This is a genomic window from Lacrimispora amygdalina, from assembly GCF_900205965.1.
Lineage (GTDB): Bacteria > Bacillota > Clostridia > Lachnospirales > Lachnospiraceae > Lacrimispora > Lacrimispora amygdalina_A.
Map to the genome: position 1 here is coordinate 1 of NZ_OAOF01000026.1, position 20,392 is coordinate 20,392.

A 20,392-nucleotide genomic window follows, 5' to 3' on the forward strand; every position below is an offset into this window, starting at 1 on the left:
TCAACACGCATAAATTTATTTATTTCATCTATCTTTTTTAGTATTAATTCCATACACAACTCCTTCTCTTTTAAATCCTACTTTTAATTACGTTTTTATACTTTCATGTAACTATTGCATATGAATTATATAATATACTATTTTCTGAATTTGAAACATTTGAATTATTTGATTATAAATTACTGTATATCTGTTATTGTTCAACTCCATTCTTAATGATTTTATACTTGATAATTTTTTAATCGAATACAACTAAACTGAGATTGGCGGAGGAAGCGCATGACAATAAAGCAATGTATTAGTAAAAACGGCTGGCAAATAAATACTGACACCAGTCAGCCTTACCGATCTATGGACGTAAGTGTTAATTTTAATAATGGTGGATTAGACGAAACACAATTCACAATTAATTCTTATAATGTTGATGAATTAACAAAACTGTTCTTAGAGTTTTGTAAAGAAAACAACATACGGCAAAACACAGTGACGAGTATAACTATAGTTCGGGTTTATGAAGAAAAAGCATAGAACAGCAAAATTAGTATTTGATGGAGGTAGAATATGGAATTTAATTGCATTAAAGATTTCCATGTAGATTTAGTAGATGACAACGGATTTCCAACACAGGAAAATGGTTGTCGCGTTAGAAAAGGAAGTATGTGGAGATTATATTACTCTCAAAATACTCTGACGGGAGCTGAAATAAAACTTGAGAATCTAACAGGTCTTGAATGGATAGAAATATCGCGTAAAAGATTATTTGAATGTTTTGAAGTACTTGAATGTGACGAACATTGTAGAAAAAATGTGACCTGTTGTAATTTTTGGGATACAGAAAAATGCAAGTTGCAACATTAAACTGAAGTTTAAAGGAGAACGATCAAATGAAAAAAGGATTATTATTTGTAGTATTAATGATTAGTTTGTTAACTGGATGCACGCAAGCAGAAAAAGTTTCTTATAACTTATCACAAGAAGCAGATAACTTCAATGTTGTGCGGCAGCTCACCGTTATTAACTGCATTGAAGGAGATGTACTGTTTCAAATGACTGGAAAAATGTCCATTACGGCAGATACATCAGATAACCAGCTTGAAGTCATTGTAGAAAATGAAGATGGTAGTTATAAAAAGCACTTTATTGGATTAAGTGATAATGTTACCTATGTGGTGGAAGATATAAATGTTAATGATATTTCGAAGTACAAGTATACACTTAATTATAATCCAAAAATGTGGATACCTGTTGAAGTAGATACTATCGATTAATTTTTTATATTAATAAAAAAGAGCTTGGCGGCTCTTTTTTTGATGCCCAAATTTACTTTTCACCGTTTTTGGAGAATATCCATTGCGCTTATTATCAGTATCAGTAACCTTTTTTTTATTTTTCTCATAACCAAGTGATGCATTAAGTTCTTCTTCCATTAATTCCTGCAACATGTCTTTGAAGCTGTCCTTAAATAAGGAGTAGATATCACCGACACTTTTAATATCGTTGTCTGCGATGATTTGCTGTAACTGCTCTTTAGCGATTGCCGTAGAAAAAGCTCCCTTCTGAAAATGAATTATTTATCTAATTCATTCCCAGAAAGAAGCCATTTATTTCCAGAGACACAAAATTTATTACACTACCTATGTGACGTATATAGGTGGTATTTATTACCTAACTGGTTAATAATTTCACTGTCCATTGGTTTGAATCCGATACAGGTTAATGTCTTACCATTTTCTTCTGGAGTCAACTCTGTATGGCAATTGTCGTAAATTAAAAAGAAATCTTCGTTCTCTTTTAATCCGATGTTATTGGCGAGCTCAACTGCTTTCAGTAATTTTGACTTATTCTTTGCTTGAAGAACCGTTTTTGCATATTCACCACAGATCCATTGTTCATATAAATCTTTGTCCAATTCTATAATGGCTTTGTACATTATTGTTTTTTCTTCTGGTAATAAAGCTAAGGAATGTTTATCTCTGTATGGTAAAGACTGTTTTCTTATCTGCTTTGTTAAAAATGCCATACTCGCATGACTAACTTGTGCAGCTATCTTACCTGGACTCATATGCAAATCTTTTCTTGCAATAATAATTTGTTTGTACATTTAGACCTCATTTCTTAATATAAGTTTCTCTTTCTGGTTCTTAATTCTTAATATGTGAGAAATTGTAAACTGGTTGCTATGTTTTTATAATTCATTACATACTAAAAATAAATAATGAATAGAGGAGGAATAAATGCAAGAAATAAAAAGTAATTTAACAGAATTCATTTCAGAGATACTTTCAGATGTGGAAGTAAATGAAAGAGAAAGATATTTCTTTGAACTCATGCGTTGGAATAGCAAAAATCCATATTGGTGTATATTTGCACACAGATATGAAAAAAAAAGAACAACTAGCATAGGTGGACACTATTGTTTGTCGAATAATGAAAGCAATGATTTAACAGGAACATTGAATAAATTAGTCGCGAGTGGATTTGATTGTAAAATTACAAAAGAGTATTTCTATGGCGAGGATTAATGCCCATATATAGCCTATTGAAAAAGCAGAAAGAATGTGGACTTGGAATGAAGAGGAATAGAATAAAAGAAAGTACTAATAATAAATTGATTTTGGATTATAAAGGAAAAAGGGTTACATTTATTACAACATATGGGTATGAATTTGAGGCAACAATTGTAAGGGAAACGCCTTATGTAGGTTACATCTATATTGATGAAGATGGGAAGGAAAGAAGAATAATCCATAATGAGCTAATAGGTTTTAAGTTAGTATAATGGAGTTATGAATAGAATCTACGACATGTCGCTCGATCTTGCATGAGAACGGAGTTTCAATAGAGAAAGAAGGTGAAATATGAAAATCGCATGTAGCTATTATTACAGAGGGAGCTCAAATAGTTATCTTCACATGAAACAGGTTGCCAGTGATGAAATACAGCTGTCCACTGATTACGGAGAAGTAATTAAAGATGTATATACTGTCACTGACCTTGTAAAAGTGATAAGTGATTTAGAAAGTGGGAATTATGCATAGGAAATGAACCTTTTATAAGGAGAGATCAGGAGGAACTATGGGATGCTATTTAGTATTCGCGGATAAAAGAAAATAACTGTAAGAGATGATTGTAGTACCAAAATATAAACTGTGGCCATGATAGCTACAGTTTTTTATTGCGGCAAATATATGTTCTAGTGTTCTGCCTGAAATAACTGGTATTTACATAGATAGATCGTATTTATTTTATACGAAAAATATTTAGTTAATTTTAACGACTTTAAAGATTTCTCTCATACTGAATATAAGAAAGAAAAAGTTGTTAGATATAAAACCTAACAAAAGAATGGAGAATAATTTATGAAGTCAAAAATGAAAGAAAACAAGAACATCCAGTGTAATATTTATGAGGATTCATTAGATACATTTGTGTTTACACAACCAGCTCAGTTTATTATGGGAAATAAAGAATATGAAGTTTCCACCTGGGTTGAATTAATTGATCATTTATGCGTAATCTTGATGAGACGAAATAGCGAAACATTTGAAACGTTTTTAAATGATGAAAAACGTAGGAGAACTCGTATAGCATATATGTCAAGAGATGAACAGCAGATACATTTTGTTAAGCAACTAGAAAGATCAGGCATATACTTAAATCAAAAAATAGATGCTCCGAGATGCGTTAAATTAATTTGTAAGCTTTTAGATAAGTTTAAAATTGATAAAAATGAAATTTGTCTATATGTAAAATTAAGTGATAGACAGAAACGGATTAAAGAGCTGTAACATCGTATTAGATGAGGTTTTAACTCCAAGGAAACCGGATTTATCAATGACAGTCTACTGGAATCATTCATACACTTCATAAATAGCAGATTCTGTTTGTTCTGTGAGTTATCTTTACATACTATTTGTAAATCGAAGAAAGGAAATTTCAAAAAAAGTGAATATACATATGGCAAGAATAACGAAGCATGCAGAAAAAAGGGCAAAAGAACGTTGTGGAATCAATGATAAAGCTATTGAGAGGATGGCGGAGAAGGTATTAAAAGAGGGAATTAAACACAAAGATTGTACTGGACAGATAAAAAAATGGGTAGATAAGTTGTATTTGGAAGAAAAAGTGGCGAATAATATCCGCTTATATGGAGACAAAGCATATTTATTTAATAGTACAACGCTAATCACAATTATTCAAATACCAAATAGTTTGGTAAATAGGATCAAAACGATACAAGCAAGAAGGCAGAATCAAAATGACACAGAAGATGCATAAAAGAGCTTATCTAGCTCTTTTTATTTTGTCTTCTTACTATTAATGTATCAAAATTTCCTACATATTATTTTAAACTATGAAAATAAGGAGAAGAGAAAATGAGAAAATTACTGGTATTAAGAGGAGTTCCTGGAAGTGGAAAATCAACTTGGATTAAGCAAAATAACTTAGAGGAATACACACTAAGTTCCGACCATATTAGAACCCTGTTTCAGGCTCCGAGCTTAAACGGTAACGGAGAAAGGTTCCTCTATGATTATGAAAACGAAAAAGTATGGAGAACGTTAACAGAGATGTTGGAAGCTAGAATGGGACGAGGAGAATTTATCATTGTTGATGCGACGAATACGACGAGTAAAGAAATTTTAAAGTATAAAGTACTGGCAGATAAATACCGATATCGGATTTATTGTGTGGATTTTAGCAATGTTCCTCTTAAAATTGCAAAAGAAAGAAATGAAAAAAGAAATTCGTTATCCAGAGTTCCAGAGTCGGTCATTGATAAGATGTATAACCGGCTGCAGCTGAATCTGGAACTTCCATCTGGAGTGCAACTGTTAAAGCCGGATGAATTTGATAAGGTGCTGATACATCCATTGGACTTTTCGTCATATAAAAAGATTCACCATATAGGAGATATTCATGGATGCTATACGGTACTCATGGAGTACTTGAAAAATGGATTAAAGGAAGATGAATATTATATATTTACAGGCGATTACATCGACAGAGGAATTGAAAATGCAGAAGTTTTAAATTTTATTATGTCTATTGCTGATAAGAGAAACATTCTACTTATAGAGGGAAACCATGAAAGATGGCTGAGAATGTGGTCAAATGGAGAAATTTCACTCTCAAAAGAATTTGAGGATCATACGAAAAAACAATTAGAAAAAGATGGTGTTAAGAGAAAACAATGTAGAAGTTTTTGCAGAAAGTTAACGCAGTGTGCATTTTATAGATATAATGATAAAACGTTTGTTGTATCACATGCCGGAATCAGTACAGTCCCAGGGAATTTGTTATTCATTTCCACAAAACAGTTGATTGAAGGTGTCGGTGGGTATCAGGATGTAGAAACAATCGAAAATACATTTGATAGGAAAATGCCATCGGATTTCTATCAAATTCACGGACACAGAAACAGGGACCTTCCAGTACACTCTACAGAGAGAAATTACAACTTGGAGGGCCAGGTAGAGCTTGGTGGATATTTAAGATGTGTACAAGTGGATCGGGATGGCATCCATACAGTTGAAACAAAAAATAATGTCTTTCGGAAGCCGGACACTATTGATACTGTGGCGGCTGTTGTCAATGCTTTTCGGAAAGACGAAGATATAAAGGAAAAGAAGTTTGGAAATATCTCATCATTCAACTTTACAAGAGATGCATTTAATAAAAAGAGATGGAATGAGAGGACTGTAACAGCTCGTGGCTTATACATAAATACAAAAGACAACAGCATTGTCGCTAAGGGATATGATAAGTTTTTTGCTGTTGAAGAGACAGAATATACTTCCTTATCTGAACTCAAAAAGACATTTAAATTCCCAGTAACGGGCTATGTAAAAGAGAATGGATATTTGGGAATTATTGGGTTTAATAAAGAAAAAGAAGATTTGTTTATTACCACGAAGTCAGATCCATCAGGGATCGCGGCTCAAGGGTTTAAAGAATTATTTATGAGAAAAACAACTGAAGAGGTCAGAGAAGAAATGGCTGAATTTATAAGGGCTCATGATGTGACTTTTCTGTTTGAAGTAGTCGATGTAGAGAACGATCCGCATATTATTGATTACTCAGAAAGCGAAATCTATTTATTGGATATCGTGGAAAACAAATTAGACTTTGAGAAGATGAATTATTCTGCACTTACTGTTATAGCTGAGAGATTTAAATTGAAAGTCAAAAAGTTAGCTTACATAATCCACGATTGGAATGAATTCGTTAGTTGGTATGAAATGGTAACTGCATCTGATTTTAAATACAAAGGAAATAATATTGAAGGTTTTGTTCTAGAAGATCAGAATGAATTTATGGTAAAGGTTAAATTATCTTATTACCGGGAGTGGAAATATTTAAGAGGAATCAAGGACAGAATTTTAGCTGGATATGATATTCCAGAAGATAAGTTGACTCCAATGCAAAAAGATTTTTGTGATTTTATATCAGAAAACCGTAATGATGAAAAAATTCAGAAATCTTCGAATAATATTTGTGGCTTAAGAAAGCTGTTTTTGGAAGAAAAGATTAATAATAAGATGTAAAAGTAGAAGAAGAAATTGGAAAAGAGCCTAAAAGGCTCTTTTTACGTATTGATTTTATCGCTTTGTTATTTTAAACATTATATTTCTGTAGTATAAAGAAAGAAGGAGAGATATGAAACATGGAAAAAGAATTTCATTCTTTGGAGGAATATAGTGACAGAATTCAGATTGATACAAAATATCCAATTCCAAGTTTATCTTATATAAATAGAAGCAGACAAACGGTAAGAATGCATTATGCAGCGAATTTAAATAAAATTGATATTGCTCAAAAAAATGACCTGACGAATTTCGATATCTCAGAACAACAGGCAATATCTTCAGTTTTACTCCTCTCGTTAAAAGAGTATATTATGACCACCAGAAAAAAGGATATTATTGGACGAGTTTATTTTAATTGCAATGTACTAAGAGAAAGCAGAACCAATTGTGATATTTTTGTACCGAAGTTTCAAATAGTATTTAATGTGGACGGTAGCCCGCATGGGAATAAAACAAACATAAGAAACGATTTAAAAAACCTCCCAAAGTACATAGAAGCCGGTTATAAACTTATTCTATTTCGAGATGAAACATTAGATACTATACCATTTTGTGAAAATGTAAAGATAAAAGGATATTTGAACATTGAACTAAAAAAAGTAATATTAAAGACTTTCTGTAAAGCTTTTGAAATTAATGACATATTTGAATATGAATATGATGAAATAATAAAATTATCTAAAAGTAAAGATTTTTATTTATCTAACGACGAAATTAAGAGATGCGAGCTACTTTATAAAAATCTAATCAATGACTATGATGGCTATTTGGCTGCGTGGGAGTATGATAGAAAAAACCGAAAAGTGGCTTAATTCCTAAATATATATATGAATTAAAAACAGGATTCGGTCCTGTTTTTTTTTGCTATTCAACGATAGGGTTATCAGGAGTACTTTAGTCAATTATCCAGGGAGTTTAGTTCACATATTATGTGTAATAAAGACAATTGGAGGATAACAATTATGATTACTCAAACGATAAGAGTGGAAAAAACTTCTAAAAATAATGTGAATGAAAATATAAGAAGAGATCCAGAATTGTTCCATGAAATATTTTTACAGGAGCTAAACAAAAGTGAGAAAAATACGAATGAATTTAGTTTGGATGATAACTTTATAAATGTTACTGAGGAAATTATTTGTTTACTAAAAAAAGATTATGGTCTCTCTGAAATTAAGATACACATGCTTTCTGAAATTTTAAACAAATCAGACGAGTGTCTCTTGGCAGAGATGAAAGTAGAGACAAAAAAAATGTTTGACTCTGTATCAGGAAAAACGATTGATAATCAAGAGCTTAAAGATCCAAGCAATATTGTTCAGCCTGTTTATATGACAAAAAATTATAACATCATTAAATTTGCTCTTGGAAATCGCAATTTGACAAATGAACGAGTGAAAACAATAGAAAAAAGCATTAAGAAATGCGGACTTCGGAGAATTCCAATTGTTGTAAATAAACATGGTCATATTATTGATGGACAACATCGTTATGTTGCGGCTCGTAATCTGGGACTCCCGATTTACTATGTTATTGATCCTGACGCCGATGTTGAGGTTGCCAGGTTGATAAACAACACACAGTCCGGGTGGAAGTTCATCGATTACGTGCATTCATGGTCTTCAATGGGAAATGAAGATTACGGAAAACTTGAATTTTTATTAGAAGATTCATCTCTTGCCGGAATCTCTGCAGGGACAAAAATTGCTGCCACTTCTGGAATTTATCATAACAGTTCCAATGGACTCACAAAAAGAATGGTCAGAGAAGGGAAATATAAGTTTATATGCTATAATTCTGACGTAGAGGCCGCCAGGTCACGTTTAAAAGAAGCTAGGGACATTTACAACATTTTCTATAAGGCTTGTGATGGAAAAACTGATGTGAAGAAAGATCTGTTTATGAACGCAATTATTTTCTTAACCGAGTATAAGAAAAGTATATCAATTTCCATATTAAAAAAAGCAATGGAAAATAATTGTAGAGAATATCATTCATTGCAAAGAGGACCATTTGAATCGTATGTAAAGTATTTATGCACAATTCTTTTTATGGAAGACGGAAGGAGAAAAATTATTACAGAGAAATTGCTGAAAAAGTATAAAGATATCAATGTAAAGAGAGAAAAAGAAAAACTGAAAAGAGAGAGCATTTAATGCTCTTTTTTTATTGGGCACAAACTTAAAAAACTATAATTATTATATTTGATTTTGAACTTTTTCCTATCTGATTTTCTGGACTAATTAGATAAGCGTCTTATTCGTTTTAATTTCCTAACATAATAAAAGAAAATAACGCAAAGGAGCATAAATATGAGATTAGTTAGAATAGATAATGCAAGTGATAAGTCACTTATAATGGAGTACATAAATATGTATTTAGATCTTATCAATATTCATTATGAGCAGGCAGCCTTACTGGGAATTTATGATGAGGTCTGCGACAAAAAGACTAAAGAAGATGCAATAGGAAGGTTAAATAATCCAAAGTATAAAATTGAACTTTTGGTTGATAAAGCTGAGGTAATTGGATATGTAAGATACCGGAGTGATGATACAAAAACTCAGGAGATGATTGTGAATGAGGAAACTGAAGGTGTTTGTATTGATCAGCTTTATGTAAAAGAGGCATGGAGAAGCAATGGTTATGGTAAATTCGTTATAGATAAATTAAAAGAGTCATATAAAAAATTGAGCTTGGATTGCTATTACGGATTAGAAGCAAATAAATTTTATCAAAAGATGGGATTTATACCCGTGGTAACAACATATTTGTCATGGTCATCATAATAAAATAAAAGCACACACCTCTTACGAATCCTAAATTGTAGCACTAAATATCGTTTTACAGATGAAATCAAATCTGTTATATTATAAGTCAATCGATAGCAAAAAGAAAGGTATACGGTATGAATTTTGATATGATTAGAGAACTGACAAAAGAGGAGCAATCAAATTATACAAAAGAGATGAAGCTAATTAGAGATAATTTCAAAAAACACATTGTACCTGAAAAATATCCAGAGACAATTTCAAATATTCATAACATATTATTAAGTATTAAAAATCAGGAGATAATGAGAGATCAGATGATAGAATTAAGTTCTTGATCACTGCCATAGAAAAATATGGAAACGAAGTTGACTTTATTATCTGTTCATGGATTCCATATGGATCAGACGCTGGAAAGGAGTCCTTGATAAAGATAAGAGAGGTCAATCCTGAATTAAAAATGATATATATTGGAGAAATGGGAGCTTCCTGTGCTAACGACAAGTTTGTTGAAACATGTGAAATTATAGACAATGAATTTGTTAAAAGAGCCAATCTTAAATTCAAAAGCTGGTTTGGTATCCATGATAGAATTTATATGCTAAAATAATAGGAAAGAGCGAAAGTTTAAAAAAAATAAAAATAGGTAAACTTTTTTAAAAAATATATCATAATAGATATGAGGATAAATCCTCAAAAATATTAGATTAATATTATAGTAGATTAACGGTCCTGGCGGCTAATGAAAGTTAGCCCACATAGTGGTTATGGGAATTAGTATATAAAAAATGAATTTATATATTAATCGCTCCAAAAAATATCTAGAAAAATAATAAAGAATGTCTACACCTGAGACATATGCTGTTTTGGATGTAATCATCAAAAGTTTGGAGCCAAAAAAAAGAAACAGATGTTTGGTCTAGATAAAGTAGACTAAACCAGTGTAAAGAAAGCTATCCCAGCTCTGTTTCGGATAATCAGCCATTTTGCTTTACACATTTATAAATAGTATAATTAAATTAATAGTAAAATAATATACCCGGGAAAAAGCTGCATAATTGCGGCTTTTTATTTTTTGCTTGAAATTTCTCTTATATGATAGTATTATAAATTATAAACAAAATACAGAAAGGAGTATAATTATGGCAAGACAAGTAAACTATGAAATAAAAAAGGAAAAGATTAACAAAGAATTAGAGAAGTTGGGAAAGAATTTATCAAAAGTGGAGGAGTCTATTGCTGCAGAAACAGCAAAGAAAAAGGAAATTAAAAGAAAAATTCAAGAAATGGAAACAGAATTAGAAAATGTAAAAAGACAAGAAGTTGTTGATCTGATTGCTGAGAAAAATTTAAGTTCAGAGGAATTACAAAAGATTTTTAACGACTCTGAATCTAAATAATATTATATTGCTAAATTTTCGAAAATTACACCACCAGGTTTCCTGGTGGTTTTTCTTTGTTCTAAATTGCAAATCCAACCATTTTATTTATATAAAATTCAAACATACTAATAATGATTAAAATAAGATAAAAAGGAGAAAAATATGAGATTTTGTAATAATTTCAAAGTGAAAGGCATTGATCCTGCTGATAAAAGAAAAGCTCCTGCGATTTCTGTTAATGAATTCAAAAAATATTTAACGGACTATTATAATATGAATGCAGGAATTGGAGAATCGGAAGATTATATAACTGATGCACTTGAAAAAGAGGAATTTATAAAGCAAATCTTTAAGAGGCGAGCTACAGAAGACTGTAAAGGATTTTACAGCGAGATGAATTTTATTAGTGATGACCCTATTTCAGAAGTGATTAAACCTGCTGATGGGACGCCATCGTTATTAGGAATAAATGTATTATCAAATAAAGTCCCTATTTATGGATTTTTCCTGGGAGGAGAATTAGAAAAACCATTTTTTGCTATAATGTATTGGAATGGAAGAGATCTAAGAGTTCTAATTCCGGAGTCAGGGAATACCATAAATTCAGATTTTTACACAGCATTTGGTAGTGAGGCTTATACCGCCGCAGAAAACCCAGGGAAAATGGTAGATGAGTGTGAACGGTTAATTGGGAAAAGGTTGGAAGATATAAAATGTTCAAAAATATCAGAAGAAGAACTGGAATTTATTCAGCCAGGCGTTGCTTATTGTTTGAAAAATGGATACGCATCTACTGAAGATGAGGCTGTTGAAGTTACAAATACTCTTTCATGGAGTTTTATTAAGGAAGATATTGAATCCATGATTGAAGAGTCGGATGAAATGGATGAGCCAGAAGAAATATCTTCTGTTGCCGATTTAGATGATGAGGCTGATTCCGACTTTGATGAAGAGGAGGACTATGATTCTGACTATGAGGCTGATGATGAAGAGTGCGACGATGACGATGAAACTGACGAAACATGCCCGGGATCCAGCAAAACTAAAGAAGATGATAAGGATGACGGGTACGAAGTTCTTGAATCTATTACTTTAACATTGCCACCTTCGGAAGAAGATGATGTTCTTGAATTTAAAATTCTTAATGAACCAGAAATTACAACGGATAGCGATTTTTGTAATAAAAAACGCTCTATGATCCGATTTGGAAAATTAACTTTGCCCAAAATGGAGCCGGAAAAGTTTAGAATTAAATTAAACGAATTCTATGATACAACAGAAAGAGCTATCTTTGATTATACAATGAATCCGATAAAGTTAGCTCAGAATATCATGAGTACTTCTGATGTTATAATTGATGTCGATTTTGCGACAATTAAGGAGTGTGAATCAAAAATTACTTCTATATCAGATGTTTCCTTACTGGGATTTAATGTCTTAGCAAATGGAATTCCTTTTTTTGGTATTGAAGTAGGAGAAAATGATCAATCCTTGTTTGTTGCTTTGTTTTGGAATGGTGCATGTATTGTTCCTTATATTCCGTCATATGGTAATACATTTAATGCGGATCTGCGAACTGTATTTGGTAAAGAAAGTGAAAGCATTGATAAATTCAAATATATTAGAGAATACGAAAAAATTTGTAAAGAAAAAATCTCTACTGAGAATGATTCTACATTGTCTGAATTTTACTTTAAATCAAAAGGATATTCTACAGAACACTTAGAAACGTTAAAGCATAAAGGTTCTTGGAATGCAATGCTAGAAGACTTAAATTTTGCTGTCCACATTGAAGGAAAATCGGAATAAAACACAAGTATTTATTTAAGGCCATAACGGCCTTTTTTATTTGAGTGAATTAAATAACATATTAAAATATATTAATGACAAAATGAGAAAGGATAAAAATATGAAAGACTATAATTTTTTTAATGAAGAACAATCAAAAATGTTTTCATTATTTGGGCGATCGAGAGGAAACTTCCATTTTAATTGTTTAGCGTTAATTAACGAACAATGTAAGGAGAATAATGGGTATATTATTAAAGATGTAATCATTGCAGAAATAGAATCAACTTATGGAATTGAATATAATGCCAGATTAGAATTACAGGCTTTAGTAGATGCTGGTTGGATTGAGTTATTTCAACGTCCTCATTTAATTAGCGACTTTATACGATTAACAAAAGATGGCAGGATTTTATATAATGCTATTGTTGAAATCCATGAAGTAAAAAAAGATTTTTCATATGGAAAATACATATCCGATATTTACCGTAGATTATCTACGATTCAGGATGGAGCAACATCTACATATCAAGATATTCTTTTGGCTTCCTACGAAGATGTAAATAAATTAAAAGAATATATGCAAGTGTTTAAAAGTGCTTTTGAAGATTTCGTCAAGGGACAGCGTGCAAATGTAAAAAGTGCAGAGGAAGTTATTAAGATTATGCAGGCGGTCAGAGAAGGAAAGGAATTTAGAAATTATAAAGCAATTATAAAAGATGAATTCAATTATTATCGATACAGCAATAGCATCTGTAATAGTATAGAATCAATAAAAGAGAACGAAGAAGTAATGAAAAAGCTAGTGGAATCATGTTCTGACTATGAATTATATCCAGTCCGTGAAGCAAAAGAACATGTGCTCGATATACTTTATGCTATCAAAGCATTTTTCGTAGATGAATATAAAGAACTGGTCGATGGAATGAAAGAGTCCGAAAATGAGTGTTACCAGAAAATTGCAAATACATTAACTTTATATGCGAGCGATGGAACCGCAAATAAGAGTATCTGTGAATTGATTATTAAAATCATACATGATGCACAGGAGGGAGAAGTGGAACTTCCGGATGAATTCTTTCGGTGTTTTGATATATTTGATAACAACTTATTTGACAGGGAATCATTCAGAGATAAAAGAAAGGCCGCTGAATACAAAAAAGAGGATAATGTAGAAATCAAAGAATTAACTATGGTTGATAAAATAAATATCCTTGTTGCTGCAAATGAGAAGATGAAGATGAAATCGTCTACACAAGAAATCACGGAATATTTAAATACGTTAATGAAAGATAGCACAAGAATATCTTCAAATGATTTTCCTGTAGTAAATGAGAGGGATTATGCTAATGTATTTTTGATTTTAGCAAACTGTGCCAATCCAGCATTTGAATATGAAATTGAAGCTATCAGTGATAAGTCTGTGAATAAAGGACTATTTAAGATCCCATATTTTGAGTTGAGAAGAAAGGAAAAGGAATATGAAAATAGAGAAGAATAAAAATCTTGCTGAGATAAAGGATGCTATTAATGCACTTCTTAAGCGATCCTTTCTTATGAGAGATAGAAACAGAGACATTGAATACTATTTGACAGTACAGGATAATCTGGTGGAAATCAATGAATATTTAGACTTTATGGGATATGAAGCTGTTATCGATAGGGATTTAAGCGTGATTGCCTTAGCCTATAAGGGAAATGAAGGGATTGTCCCGCCCAAATATAAGATGACAACAAATGAAACAAAGATATATATGGCCCTTATTAAGATTTTTGACAGGAAAGTATATGAGGAGCTTATTGGCACGGATGTTGTAAAAACGAATGTAAGAGAATTGAAAATAGAATTAACAAATTATGATTTAAATTTGATTCCAAATAATAAGATTACAACATTTCAAAAAGCATTAGATAGTTTAGAACGCTACAACCTTATTGAACTCATTGATAAAGAAATCAAAGATGAACATTCTGAATTCCAAATTCTCCCATCAATTAAGTTGGCTATGAATAGAGAGGCTTTTATGCAATATTTTAGAACGCATGAAAAGACCTATTTTGGAACAGAAGAGGATAAGTTGGAAGATGAGACAATTCCGGAAAAGGAGGAAGTATAATGGGTAAGGTAATTCTTGAAAAAATACTATTAAAAAATTGGCATGCATTTACAGATAATCAATTTGATATTTCTGAACTATCTACATTGATCACAGGAATGAATGCAAGTGGAAAGACGACTCTGCTTGATGCAATTTCTGTTATTTTGGATGGAGCGAATGCCAATGATTTTAATGTGGCGGTTAAGGATGAAGGAGAACGTAGGACCATTAGTGGAGCTCTGCACTATGTCGTTTCAGGAGTGGCAAAACGAACTGGTAGAGTGACTGGATTAATTCTTGCACAGTTTTATGATCAGAGCTACAACGCGAGATTTATAAATGGTGTATATCTTCGCTCAAAATCTTATGCTTCGGATGCTTCTATCACACAGCAATATTTTAGTGTGATTAATATGTCTGTAGACAGCCCTGATTTTAAGATTGACTTTGATAAGTGTAAAATTCCAGGACAGATTGACTATCCAAATAAGAAGACGGCATTTGAGGAATTCTTTCGGCTAAGAAAGATGCAACATATCAAGACTGATGTATATAAGGGTTTAATCAATAGTGTGTTAAGAGCAAAGCTTGATTGCACGCCATCTGAATTTGTAAGAAGAAACATTTTACCAGAAGATGATAAGGTGTCAAGCATTGAAGCAATTAAAAACAATTATAAGCTGCTTGATGACCGAGAAAAATTGTATGAGGATTTATCGGTAGAAGCAGAGGCATTACGCAAGATTAAAAAAAATTGGTACGAGCTAAAGCAAAATGAAAATGATTATGCGCTACTGGCAATCTCAAAAAATAAATTTATAGAATCAAGAATATTGGAGATAATCAACCAGACTGAGGCTCTCGATGCAGCAATTGGAGATACCAAAAGGGAAAAACAGTTATTGGAAGAAAAATTAGCTGATTTGAGTGAGAAAGCAGGTGAGTATAAGTCATCTGATATTTTGACTGGAAAAAGAAAAGAACTAGCTGTCATGAATCGAGAATTGATTACTCTAAAGTCAGATTTTGACCGGATTAATAATATGATATCGTCTATGAATACGCTTTCAAAATTGATTGGTTCAAAGAATACATACTCAATTGAGAGTACAGACGAGGAAATAACTGAATTAATGGAACTTGCGGACAAGTACATCGATAAGCTGGATGAAAATATTGATGAATATAGAGAAAATCAAAGGTCTTTGAAAAAAGAGTTAAATGATGCGAATATGGATTTGACAGCTTTAAAGAAGGGCACATTCACTGTAAGTTCATCAGCTGGTATCAGTGGAAAAATTACAGCTTCCAAAGAACTTGTAAAAGCAATCAACCAGTATTTTTCAATACATGGTATTGATGATCGGGCATACCTTCTTTATGAGGGTTTAAAATCAATTAAGGAGCCGTCCTGGCAGCCGGCAATTGAAATGTTAATTGGGAATCGTAGAGCACATATTGTCGTAAAACCAGAAAACGAAGCTATTGCAACCAGTATACAGAGTAAAATGTCCTTAAAGGCGGACACAGATATTATTCTTTCTTCAAGGCTTAAGCCCATCTTACCAAACCCAGATACAGTTGCATCGCAGATAATTGCAGATACAGACACTGCAAATAAAATAATCAATGCCTATTATGGACACTACATCCTCTGCGAAACGATAGAAGAATATAATGCATATGATTATGCGCTTATGAAAAATGGAATGAATAAAAATCGTGTTTCAAGCCACAAAGGTGCAAAGTCAGTATTGACTGAAATTCTTTTAATTGGGAAGAAAGCCGGAAAAGAAAATATCAAAGTAGCTGAAGATAAAGTCAAAACCCTTTCAGCTAATGAACGAGATATGGCAGATAATCTGAATAAAGTCAACATTAGAAAACGCAGTGTTAATACACTGATTGCAGGAATAAAATCTTTCTTACCGATAAACACGGAAGTTGCAGAAGAGTACAAACTAAAAATAAAAGCAATATCTTGTCTAAAAGAAGAAATCGATTCACTATCACTAGATCCTGGTAATATAGGGATTCTAGAGGGAATTAACCTGCAGATAAAAGAGGTTAAGTCAAAAATACAAGGATATGACAGATCTTATGAATCTCAACTTACAGATGGATCAAGGTTAAAAAGTGAGCTTGAATCGTTAGAACAGGTTAAAAAGGAGATTGAAAAACAGATTTCTTTAATTTCAAATGTGGATGATTTTGATGAAGGAAAGATTATTGATTTTTACAACTCTCTAGAGGCAAAAACAGTAGATGAAATCTCTATGAAACAATCAATAGCTTTAAGTAAAGGAAAAAGTTCAGCAAGTAAATTAAAGCTTTCACAGACAGAATACAATTTGAAATTCCACAAGGATCTGAAGGTTGGTGTCGAAGCAGACATCTATAATTACTATGTGAAGCGTTTAATCCATTTAGAGGGTAAAGCCTTTGGCGAGGTTAAAGAAGAAATCGGCAAGTTGAAGGAATCCTTGACTGATAGTAAAGCCGGTGTATTTAAAGGCATTGCAGATAGCTTTACTTTTGCAGAAACAGAAGTAGAGAAGATCAATGCAATCTTATGTAATTACGAAATAAGTGGAAACAAATTTAAAATCTATCTGGGAGCAGCAATAAGACGCAAAGACCTTTATGATGCAATCATGGAGTTCGCTAGAGAAAAAAAACCAAGCGAAAAGACAATCAGTCGTCTGGAAGAGTGTTTTGATAGGATGATTAATTCAAAAGATCCAAATACATTTTCAGATCTGGCTGACTATAGAAATTATCTTGATTGTGATGTCTTGATTACAAACATAGAAACAAAAGTATGGAAATCATTCTCTTCTGAAAAAGGTAGTTTCTCTGGAGGTCAGAAAGAAACACCTTACTACATGTGCCTGGCAGCAGCATTATCATGCAAAGCCTATACGAATGGTGGATTTAGATTGATCGTTCTTGATGAAGCTTTCAAAAATATGGATCCTGTCAATAAGATAAAAGCTCTTTCTATGTTTAAGAACTTAAATCTACAGACTCTTATTTTTACAAGTAACTCGGACCTTGCGGATTGTACAGATAACATTTATGTAATTACAAAACATGAAAATCGTATTGTTACTGCATTTGGTAAAAACGGAGCTGCTCTAAAAGTCATAGATAAAAGAATCAAAGTTTAATAAAGGCCGTGAGGCCTTTTTTTATGTACCAACTAATTATGAATAATATATGAAAAGAAGAAAACTAAATATTATACGACTCGAAATTCAGCGAAACCGAATCAGCAGTAAGAAATGAGGCTGTAGATACTGGGTAGTTTAATAATAAAAAACGCATACTATTATTGACTAGATAACAGAAGGAGAAAAAATGTATTGTTCAGAAGAAGACCTTAATAAAATAAAAGGAAAAATAAACATTAAAGAATATGTTTCTAATAAAGTTAAACTTACAAAAAAAGGAGATATCTACACAGGTATTTGTCCATTCCATAACTCTTTGGTTTCTACTTTCATTATAGACGAGAAAAGTCAAACATATGGTTGTTATGAATGTGGCTGTTCTGGAGATGTTTTTGACTTTGTAGTGAATTTCTATAAAAAAACTTTTTCAGATGCTGTCAGTATGTTGGCGTTGGTTACTGGAATAGCACTAGACAAAGATGTTTGTAATAAAGATTTTTATAAAAAACAAAAGATTATTACTATTATTAATAAAGCGGCAAAAGATTTTTACCAAAAGATGTTATATCAAAATGAAAGCGCTTTAAGATATGTTAAAGAACGGAAACTAGAAGAAAATACTCTTCAAATGTTCTCAATTGGTTATTCTGATCCTAAAATACACATTTATGATGAACTAAAGAAACAAGGATTTGATGAGTTGGATATTATGGCTAGTGGGCTTGTTGCTGATCAAAAGAAAACCAATAAAGTTTTTTTGGCAAACGACCGGTATGATAAATTCTATAATCGTATTATTTTTCCGATCAAGAATGAAAATAATATTGTTATTGGTTTTGGTGGCAGAGTCATGGACAATAAAAAGCCTAAATATATTAATTCTAAAGAAACAATTGCTTATGATAAGTCGGCTAATCTATTTGGGCTTAATATTGCCAGATATTCAAAGTTTGATTATTTTCTTCTTTGTGAGGGATATATGGATGTAATCAGTATGCATCAGGCTGGCTTTGATAACGCCATAGCGAGTCTTGGGACGTCTCTAACTTTAAATCAAATCATAAAATTAAGTAAATATAAAAAGAAAATTATATTAACCTATGATTCCGATGAACCAGGCTTAAATGCGGCAAAACGAGCAATTCCAATGTTGGAATCATGTATGATTAATACAAGTATCATTAACCTGAATCCATACAAAGATCCAGATGAGTTTATAAAAGAAGTTTGTAAGGATGAATTTTTAAAACGAGTTACGATAGCGGATGAATCCTATCCTTGGCTGATTGCTAATATAATGAAATCAGACAAAACACTATACGAACAAAAAATAGAAAATATTGCAACAATTTTTGAAGAACAATTTAAATTTATGTAAGGAGGAATAAAATGTTAGAATCTAAAACAAAAATTGAGAGACATACATATGAAAAAAAAGTAAAAGTATTAAGAGGAAAACCAATTATTAAAGAATCAATGATACCTCCTTCACCTTTCAGCGAAAGGTTTAATGAGTTTGGGCGTTTTGAAATTTTTTTAAATAATAGCGAGTTGGAGAATGAAGTAGAGCAGTTTTCCCAAAAAGAAGCTATTATTATTGAATTATATGGACCTGTTGCAGGTATTTTTAATATAGATGAGATGGAAAATGTTATAAGAGAGTTTAGAGACACAATTCTTGAGACGTTTACTTCGAATACATTTACTAATGATGATGATATAGTAGATGTAGTTGATTTCATCGAAGAAATATTGAAACGAAAAGGTTATGGATATAAACTATATGTTAATTGTATAGGTAAACTATTTCCAGATATTATAAACAGTATTCCAAAAACTCAGTTTTACTATAATCTTACTTGCAGTTATAAAATGAAAGATTTAGTACCATATACATATCTTGCTGAAAAAGTTAAAACACGTAGAAACTTTTTTATCGAAACAAATAAGGTTTATAATGGCCGCTTTCTTGATGATAATCCAGATATGATTTATTTAAATATATGGAATGTAAATGACGGCGGAAAAGATACTCAATATAAAAAAGTTTTGAGACCAGCAAATGAAGAATTTGATATTATTTCAAAATATTTAGAAGATTCTTCATTTAAAAAAATTGATAAAAATTATTAATGGTGAGTCCAGTGACAATCCAGTTATCTTCATGCCTGATTTAAATAATCTTGATTAGGGATACGAAATTTTCTGGCATTTTGTATAGTATGAGAATTAAAACACATTTTAAATGATGCGAACCATGAGGATTGTTTCATAAGATTAATGAAAGAGCTACAAAGCTCTTTTTTTGTGGATCAAATTTTATAACTTAACCTGCGCCGGTAGTCCAATACAAAAACACATCTTTACCAACTTACAAAACCAAGAAATCTATTATAATAGATATAGATAAGGAAAATGATTTATTTATCATATGAGTACCTCCTAGTACCAACTGACTCCACCACATGCATGGTGAAATAATATACGTTTAACTAAGTGGTGTATGTCCTCTGACATGAAGGATAAAAATAAACTCCATATTTCTTTAATCAAAGATAATGTGGTATAATAAACACAGATATATTATAA

General features: G+C 31.6%; 22 protein-coding genes and 1 pseudogene. 21 read left to right on the forward strand and 2 right to left on the reverse strand.

Annotated features, from left to right (window positions below):
• Positions 1–279: 279 nt before the first annotated feature.
• Genes CRO04_RS22610 through CRO04_RS22620 form a run of 3 tightly spaced genes read left to right on the forward strand, consistent with a single transcriptional unit; the run spans position 280 to position 1,268 of the window.
• Positions 280–528: a hypothetical protein gene (locus tag CRO04_RS22610; protein WP_097006515.1), complete on the forward strand. Its 249-nt coding sequence runs from the start codon at positions 280–282 to the stop codon at positions 526–528.
• A gap of 33 nt (positions 529–561) precedes the next feature.
• Positions 562–858, forward strand: a complete 297-nt coding sequence (locus CRO04_RS22615) for a hypothetical protein (RefSeq protein ID WP_097006516.1) — start codon at positions 562–564, stop codon at positions 856–858.
• A gap of 26 nt (positions 859–884) precedes the next feature.
• Positions 885–1,268 carry a hypothetical protein gene (locus CRO04_RS22620; RefSeq protein WP_097006517.1) on the forward strand — a complete coding sequence of 128 codons (384 nt, stop codon included), beginning with the start codon at positions 885–887 and terminating at the stop codon, positions 1,266–1,268.
• A 45-nt stretch (positions 1,269–1,313) separates the two neighbouring features.
• Here CRO04_RS22620 and CRO04_RS22625 read toward each other — a convergent pair.
• Positions 1,314–1,568: pseudogene (locus CRO04_RS22625) on the reverse strand (transposase); the annotation flags it as partial.
• Positions 1,569–1,630: 62 nt separating this feature from the next.
• On the reverse strand, positions 1,631–2,101 hold the full coding sequence (locus CRO04_RS22630) for an aminoacyl-tRNA hydrolase (RefSeq protein WP_097006518.1): 471 nt from the start codon (positions 2,099–2,101) through the stop codon (positions 1,631–1,633).
• Between the two features lie 133 nt (positions 2,102–2,234).
• Between CRO04_RS22630 and CRO04_RS22635 the strand changes: the two genes are divergently transcribed.
• From CRO04_RS22635 to CRO04_RS22720, 18 genes are all read left to right on the forward strand, one after another.
• Entirely contained in the window at positions 2,235–2,522 is a 288-nt protein-coding gene (locus CRO04_RS22635) for a hypothetical protein (protein ID WP_097006519.1), read from the forward strand.
• Entirely contained in the window at positions 2,522–2,779 is a 258-nt protein-coding gene (locus CRO04_RS22640) for a hypothetical protein (RefSeq protein ID WP_097006520.1), read from the forward strand. Before CRO04_RS22635 ends, CRO04_RS22640 begins: the two co-directional genes overlap by 1 nt.
• A 79-nt stretch (positions 2,780–2,858) precedes the next feature.
• Positions 2,859–3,038 carry a hypothetical protein gene (locus CRO04_RS22645; RefSeq protein WP_097006521.1) on the forward strand — a complete coding sequence of 60 codons (180 nt, stop codon included), beginning with the start codon at positions 2,859–2,861 and terminating at the stop codon, positions 3,036–3,038.
• A 321-nt stretch (positions 3,039–3,359) separates the two neighbouring features.
• Complete coding sequence (locus CRO04_RS22650) at positions 3,360–3,788, forward strand: hypothetical protein (RefSeq protein WP_097006522.1); 429 nt, start codon at positions 3,360–3,362, stop codon at positions 3,786–3,788.
• A 169-nt stretch (positions 3,789–3,957) separates the two neighbouring features.
• Positions 3,958–4,278 (forward strand): hypothetical protein, encoded by a 321-nt coding sequence (locus CRO04_RS22655; RefSeq protein WP_097006523.1) that lies wholly within the window; start codon positions 3,958–3,960, stop codon positions 4,276–4,278.
• Positions 4,279–4,376: 98 nt separating this feature from the next.
• Entirely contained in the window at positions 4,377–6,548 is a 2,172-nt protein-coding gene (locus CRO04_RS22660) for an RNA ligase (protein WP_097006524.1), read from the forward strand.
• A gap of 119 nt (positions 6,549–6,667) precedes the next feature.
• Positions 6,668–7,402: a hypothetical protein gene (locus CRO04_RS22665; protein ID WP_097006525.1), complete on the forward strand. Its 735-nt coding sequence runs from the start codon at positions 6,668–6,670 to the stop codon at positions 7,400–7,402.
• A 150-nt stretch (positions 7,403–7,552) separates the two neighbouring features.
• A complete protein-coding gene (locus tag CRO04_RS22670; RefSeq protein ID WP_166432659.1) occupies positions 7,553–8,746 on the forward strand; it encodes a ParB N-terminal domain-containing protein in 1,194 nt (397 codons plus the stop codon).
• A gap of 156 nt (positions 8,747–8,902) precedes the next feature.
• The gene (locus CRO04_RS22675; protein ID WP_097006527.1) at positions 8,903–9,379 is read left to right on the forward strand and encodes a GNAT family N-acetyltransferase; all 477 of its coding nucleotides are present in this window, start codon (positions 8,903–8,905) and stop codon (positions 9,377–9,379) included.
• A 119-nt stretch (positions 9,380–9,498) separates the two neighbouring features.
• Positions 9,499–9,699, forward strand: a complete 201-nt coding sequence (locus CRO04_RS22680) for a hypothetical protein (protein ID WP_097006528.1) — start codon at positions 9,499–9,501, stop codon at positions 9,697–9,699.
• Positions 9,696–9,971: a hypothetical protein gene (locus CRO04_RS22685; protein ID WP_097006529.1), complete on the forward strand. Its 276-nt coding sequence runs from the start codon at positions 9,696–9,698 to the stop codon at positions 9,969–9,971. Before CRO04_RS22680 ends, CRO04_RS22685 begins: the two co-directional genes overlap by 4 nt.
• Positions 9,972–10,503: 532 nt before the next feature.
• On the forward strand, positions 10,504–10,761 hold the full coding sequence (locus tag CRO04_RS22690; RefSeq protein ID WP_097006530.1) for a hypothetical protein: 258 nt from the start codon (positions 10,504–10,506) through the stop codon (positions 10,759–10,761).
• 144 nt (positions 10,762–10,905) lie between these two features.
• Positions 10,906–12,552, forward strand: coding sequence for a hypothetical protein (locus tag CRO04_RS22695; protein WP_097006531.1), 1,647 nt, complete (start codon positions 10,906–10,908; stop codon positions 12,550–12,552).
• Between the two features lie 100 nt (positions 12,553–12,652).
• Positions 12,653–14,032 (forward strand): Wadjet anti-phage system protein JetA family protein, encoded by a 1,380-nt coding sequence (locus tag CRO04_RS22700; protein WP_097006532.1) that lies wholly within the window; start codon positions 12,653–12,655, stop codon positions 14,030–14,032.
• Positions 14,013–14,648 carry a DUF4194 domain-containing protein gene (locus CRO04_RS22705; RefSeq protein ID WP_097006533.1) on the forward strand — a complete coding sequence of 212 codons (636 nt, stop codon included), beginning with the start codon at positions 14,013–14,015 and terminating at the stop codon, positions 14,646–14,648. Before CRO04_RS22700 ends, CRO04_RS22705 begins: the two co-directional genes overlap by 20 nt.
• Positions 14,648–17,800 carry an SbcC/MukB-like Walker B domain-containing protein gene (locus tag CRO04_RS22710; RefSeq protein ID WP_097006534.1) on the forward strand — a complete coding sequence of 1,051 codons (3,153 nt, stop codon included), beginning with the start codon at positions 14,648–14,650 and terminating at the stop codon, positions 17,798–17,800. Before CRO04_RS22705 ends, CRO04_RS22710 begins: the two co-directional genes overlap by 1 nt.
• Positions 17,801–17,990: 190 nt before the next feature.
• Positions 17,991–19,181 (forward strand): DNA primase, encoded by a 1,191-nt coding sequence (dnaG, locus tag CRO04_RS22715; protein ID WP_097006535.1) that lies wholly within the window; start codon positions 17,991–17,993, stop codon positions 19,179–19,181.
• Positions 19,182–19,192: 11 nt separating this feature from the next.
• Entirely contained in the window at positions 19,193–19,936 is a 744-nt protein-coding gene (locus CRO04_RS22720) for a hypothetical protein (protein ID WP_097006536.1), read from the forward strand.
• Positions 19,937–20,392: the final 456 nt, after the last annotated feature.

Excerpts from the sequence above, each read along its gene's own strand:
- CRO04_RS22640 (WP_097006520.1), top strand. The coding sequence starts at position 2,522 with ATGCCCATATATAGCCTATTGAAAAAGCAGAAAGAATGTGGACTTGGA.
- CRO04_RS22705 (WP_097006533.1), top strand. The coding sequence starts at position 14,013 with ATGAAAATAGAGAAGAATAAAAATCTTGCTGAGATAAAGGATGCTATT.
- CRO04_RS22610 (WP_097006515.1), top strand. The coding sequence starts at position 280 with ATGACAATAAAGCAATGTATTAGTAAAAACGGCTGGCAAATAAATACT.
- CRO04_RS22720 (WP_097006536.1), top strand. The coding sequence starts at position 19,193 with ATGTTAGAATCTAAAACAAAAATTGAGAGACATACATATGAAAAAAAA.
- dnaG (WP_097006535.1), top strand. The coding sequence starts at position 17,991 with ATGTATTGTTCAGAAGAAGACCTTAATAAAATAAAAGGAAAAATAAAC.
- CRO04_RS22655 (WP_097006523.1), top strand. The coding sequence starts at position 3,958 with ATGGCAAGAATAACGAAGCATGCAGAAAAAAGGGCAAAAGAACGTTGT.
- CRO04_RS22690 (WP_097006530.1), top strand. The coding sequence starts at position 10,504 with ATGGCAAGACAAGTAAACTATGAAATAAAAAAGGAAAAGATTAACAAA.
- CRO04_RS22650 (WP_097006522.1), top strand. The coding sequence starts at position 3,360 with ATGAAGTCAAAAATGAAAGAAAACAAGAACATCCAGTGTAATATTTAT.
- CRO04_RS22660 (WP_097006524.1), top strand. The coding sequence starts at position 4,377 with ATGAGAAAATTACTGGTATTAAGAGGAGTTCCTGGAAGTGGAAAATCA.
- CRO04_RS22635 (WP_097006519.1), top strand. The coding sequence starts at position 2,235 with ATGCAAGAAATAAAAAGTAATTTAACAGAATTCATTTCAGAGATACTT.
- CRO04_RS22620 (WP_097006517.1), top strand. The coding sequence starts at position 885 with ATGAAAAAAGGATTATTATTTGTAGTATTAATGATTAGTTTGTTAACT.
- CRO04_RS22645 (WP_097006521.1), top strand. The coding sequence starts at position 2,859 with ATGAAAATCGCATGTAGCTATTATTACAGAGGGAGCTCAAATAGTTAT.
- CRO04_RS22615 (WP_097006516.1), top strand. The coding sequence starts at position 562 with ATGGAATTTAATTGCATTAAAGATTTCCATGTAGATTTAGTAGATGAC.
- CRO04_RS22700 (WP_097006532.1), top strand. The coding sequence starts at position 12,653 with ATGAAAGACTATAATTTTTTTAATGAAGAACAATCAAAAATGTTTTCA.
- CRO04_RS22665 (WP_097006525.1), top strand. The coding sequence starts at position 6,668 with ATGGAAAAAGAATTTCATTCTTTGGAGGAATATAGTGACAGAATTCAG.
- CRO04_RS22675 (WP_097006527.1), top strand. The coding sequence starts at position 8,903 with ATGAGATTAGTTAGAATAGATAATGCAAGTGATAAGTCACTTATAATG.
- CRO04_RS22710 (WP_097006534.1), top strand. The coding sequence starts at position 14,648 with ATGGGTAAGGTAATTCTTGAAAAAATACTATTAAAAAATTGGCATGCA.
- CRO04_RS22680 (WP_097006528.1), top strand. The coding sequence starts at position 9,499 with ATGAATTTTGATATGATTAGAGAACTGACAAAAGAGGAGCAATCAAAT.
- CRO04_RS22630 (WP_097006518.1), bottom strand. The coding sequence starts at position 2,101 with ATGTACAAACAAATTATTATTGCAAGAAAAGATTTGCATATGAGTCCA.
- CRO04_RS22670 (WP_166432659.1), top strand. The coding sequence starts at position 7,553 with ATGATTACTCAAACGATAAGAGTGGAAAAAACTTCTAAAAATAATGTG.
- CRO04_RS22695 (WP_097006531.1), top strand. The coding sequence starts at position 10,906 with ATGAGATTTTGTAATAATTTCAAAGTGAAAGGCATTGATCCTGCTGAT.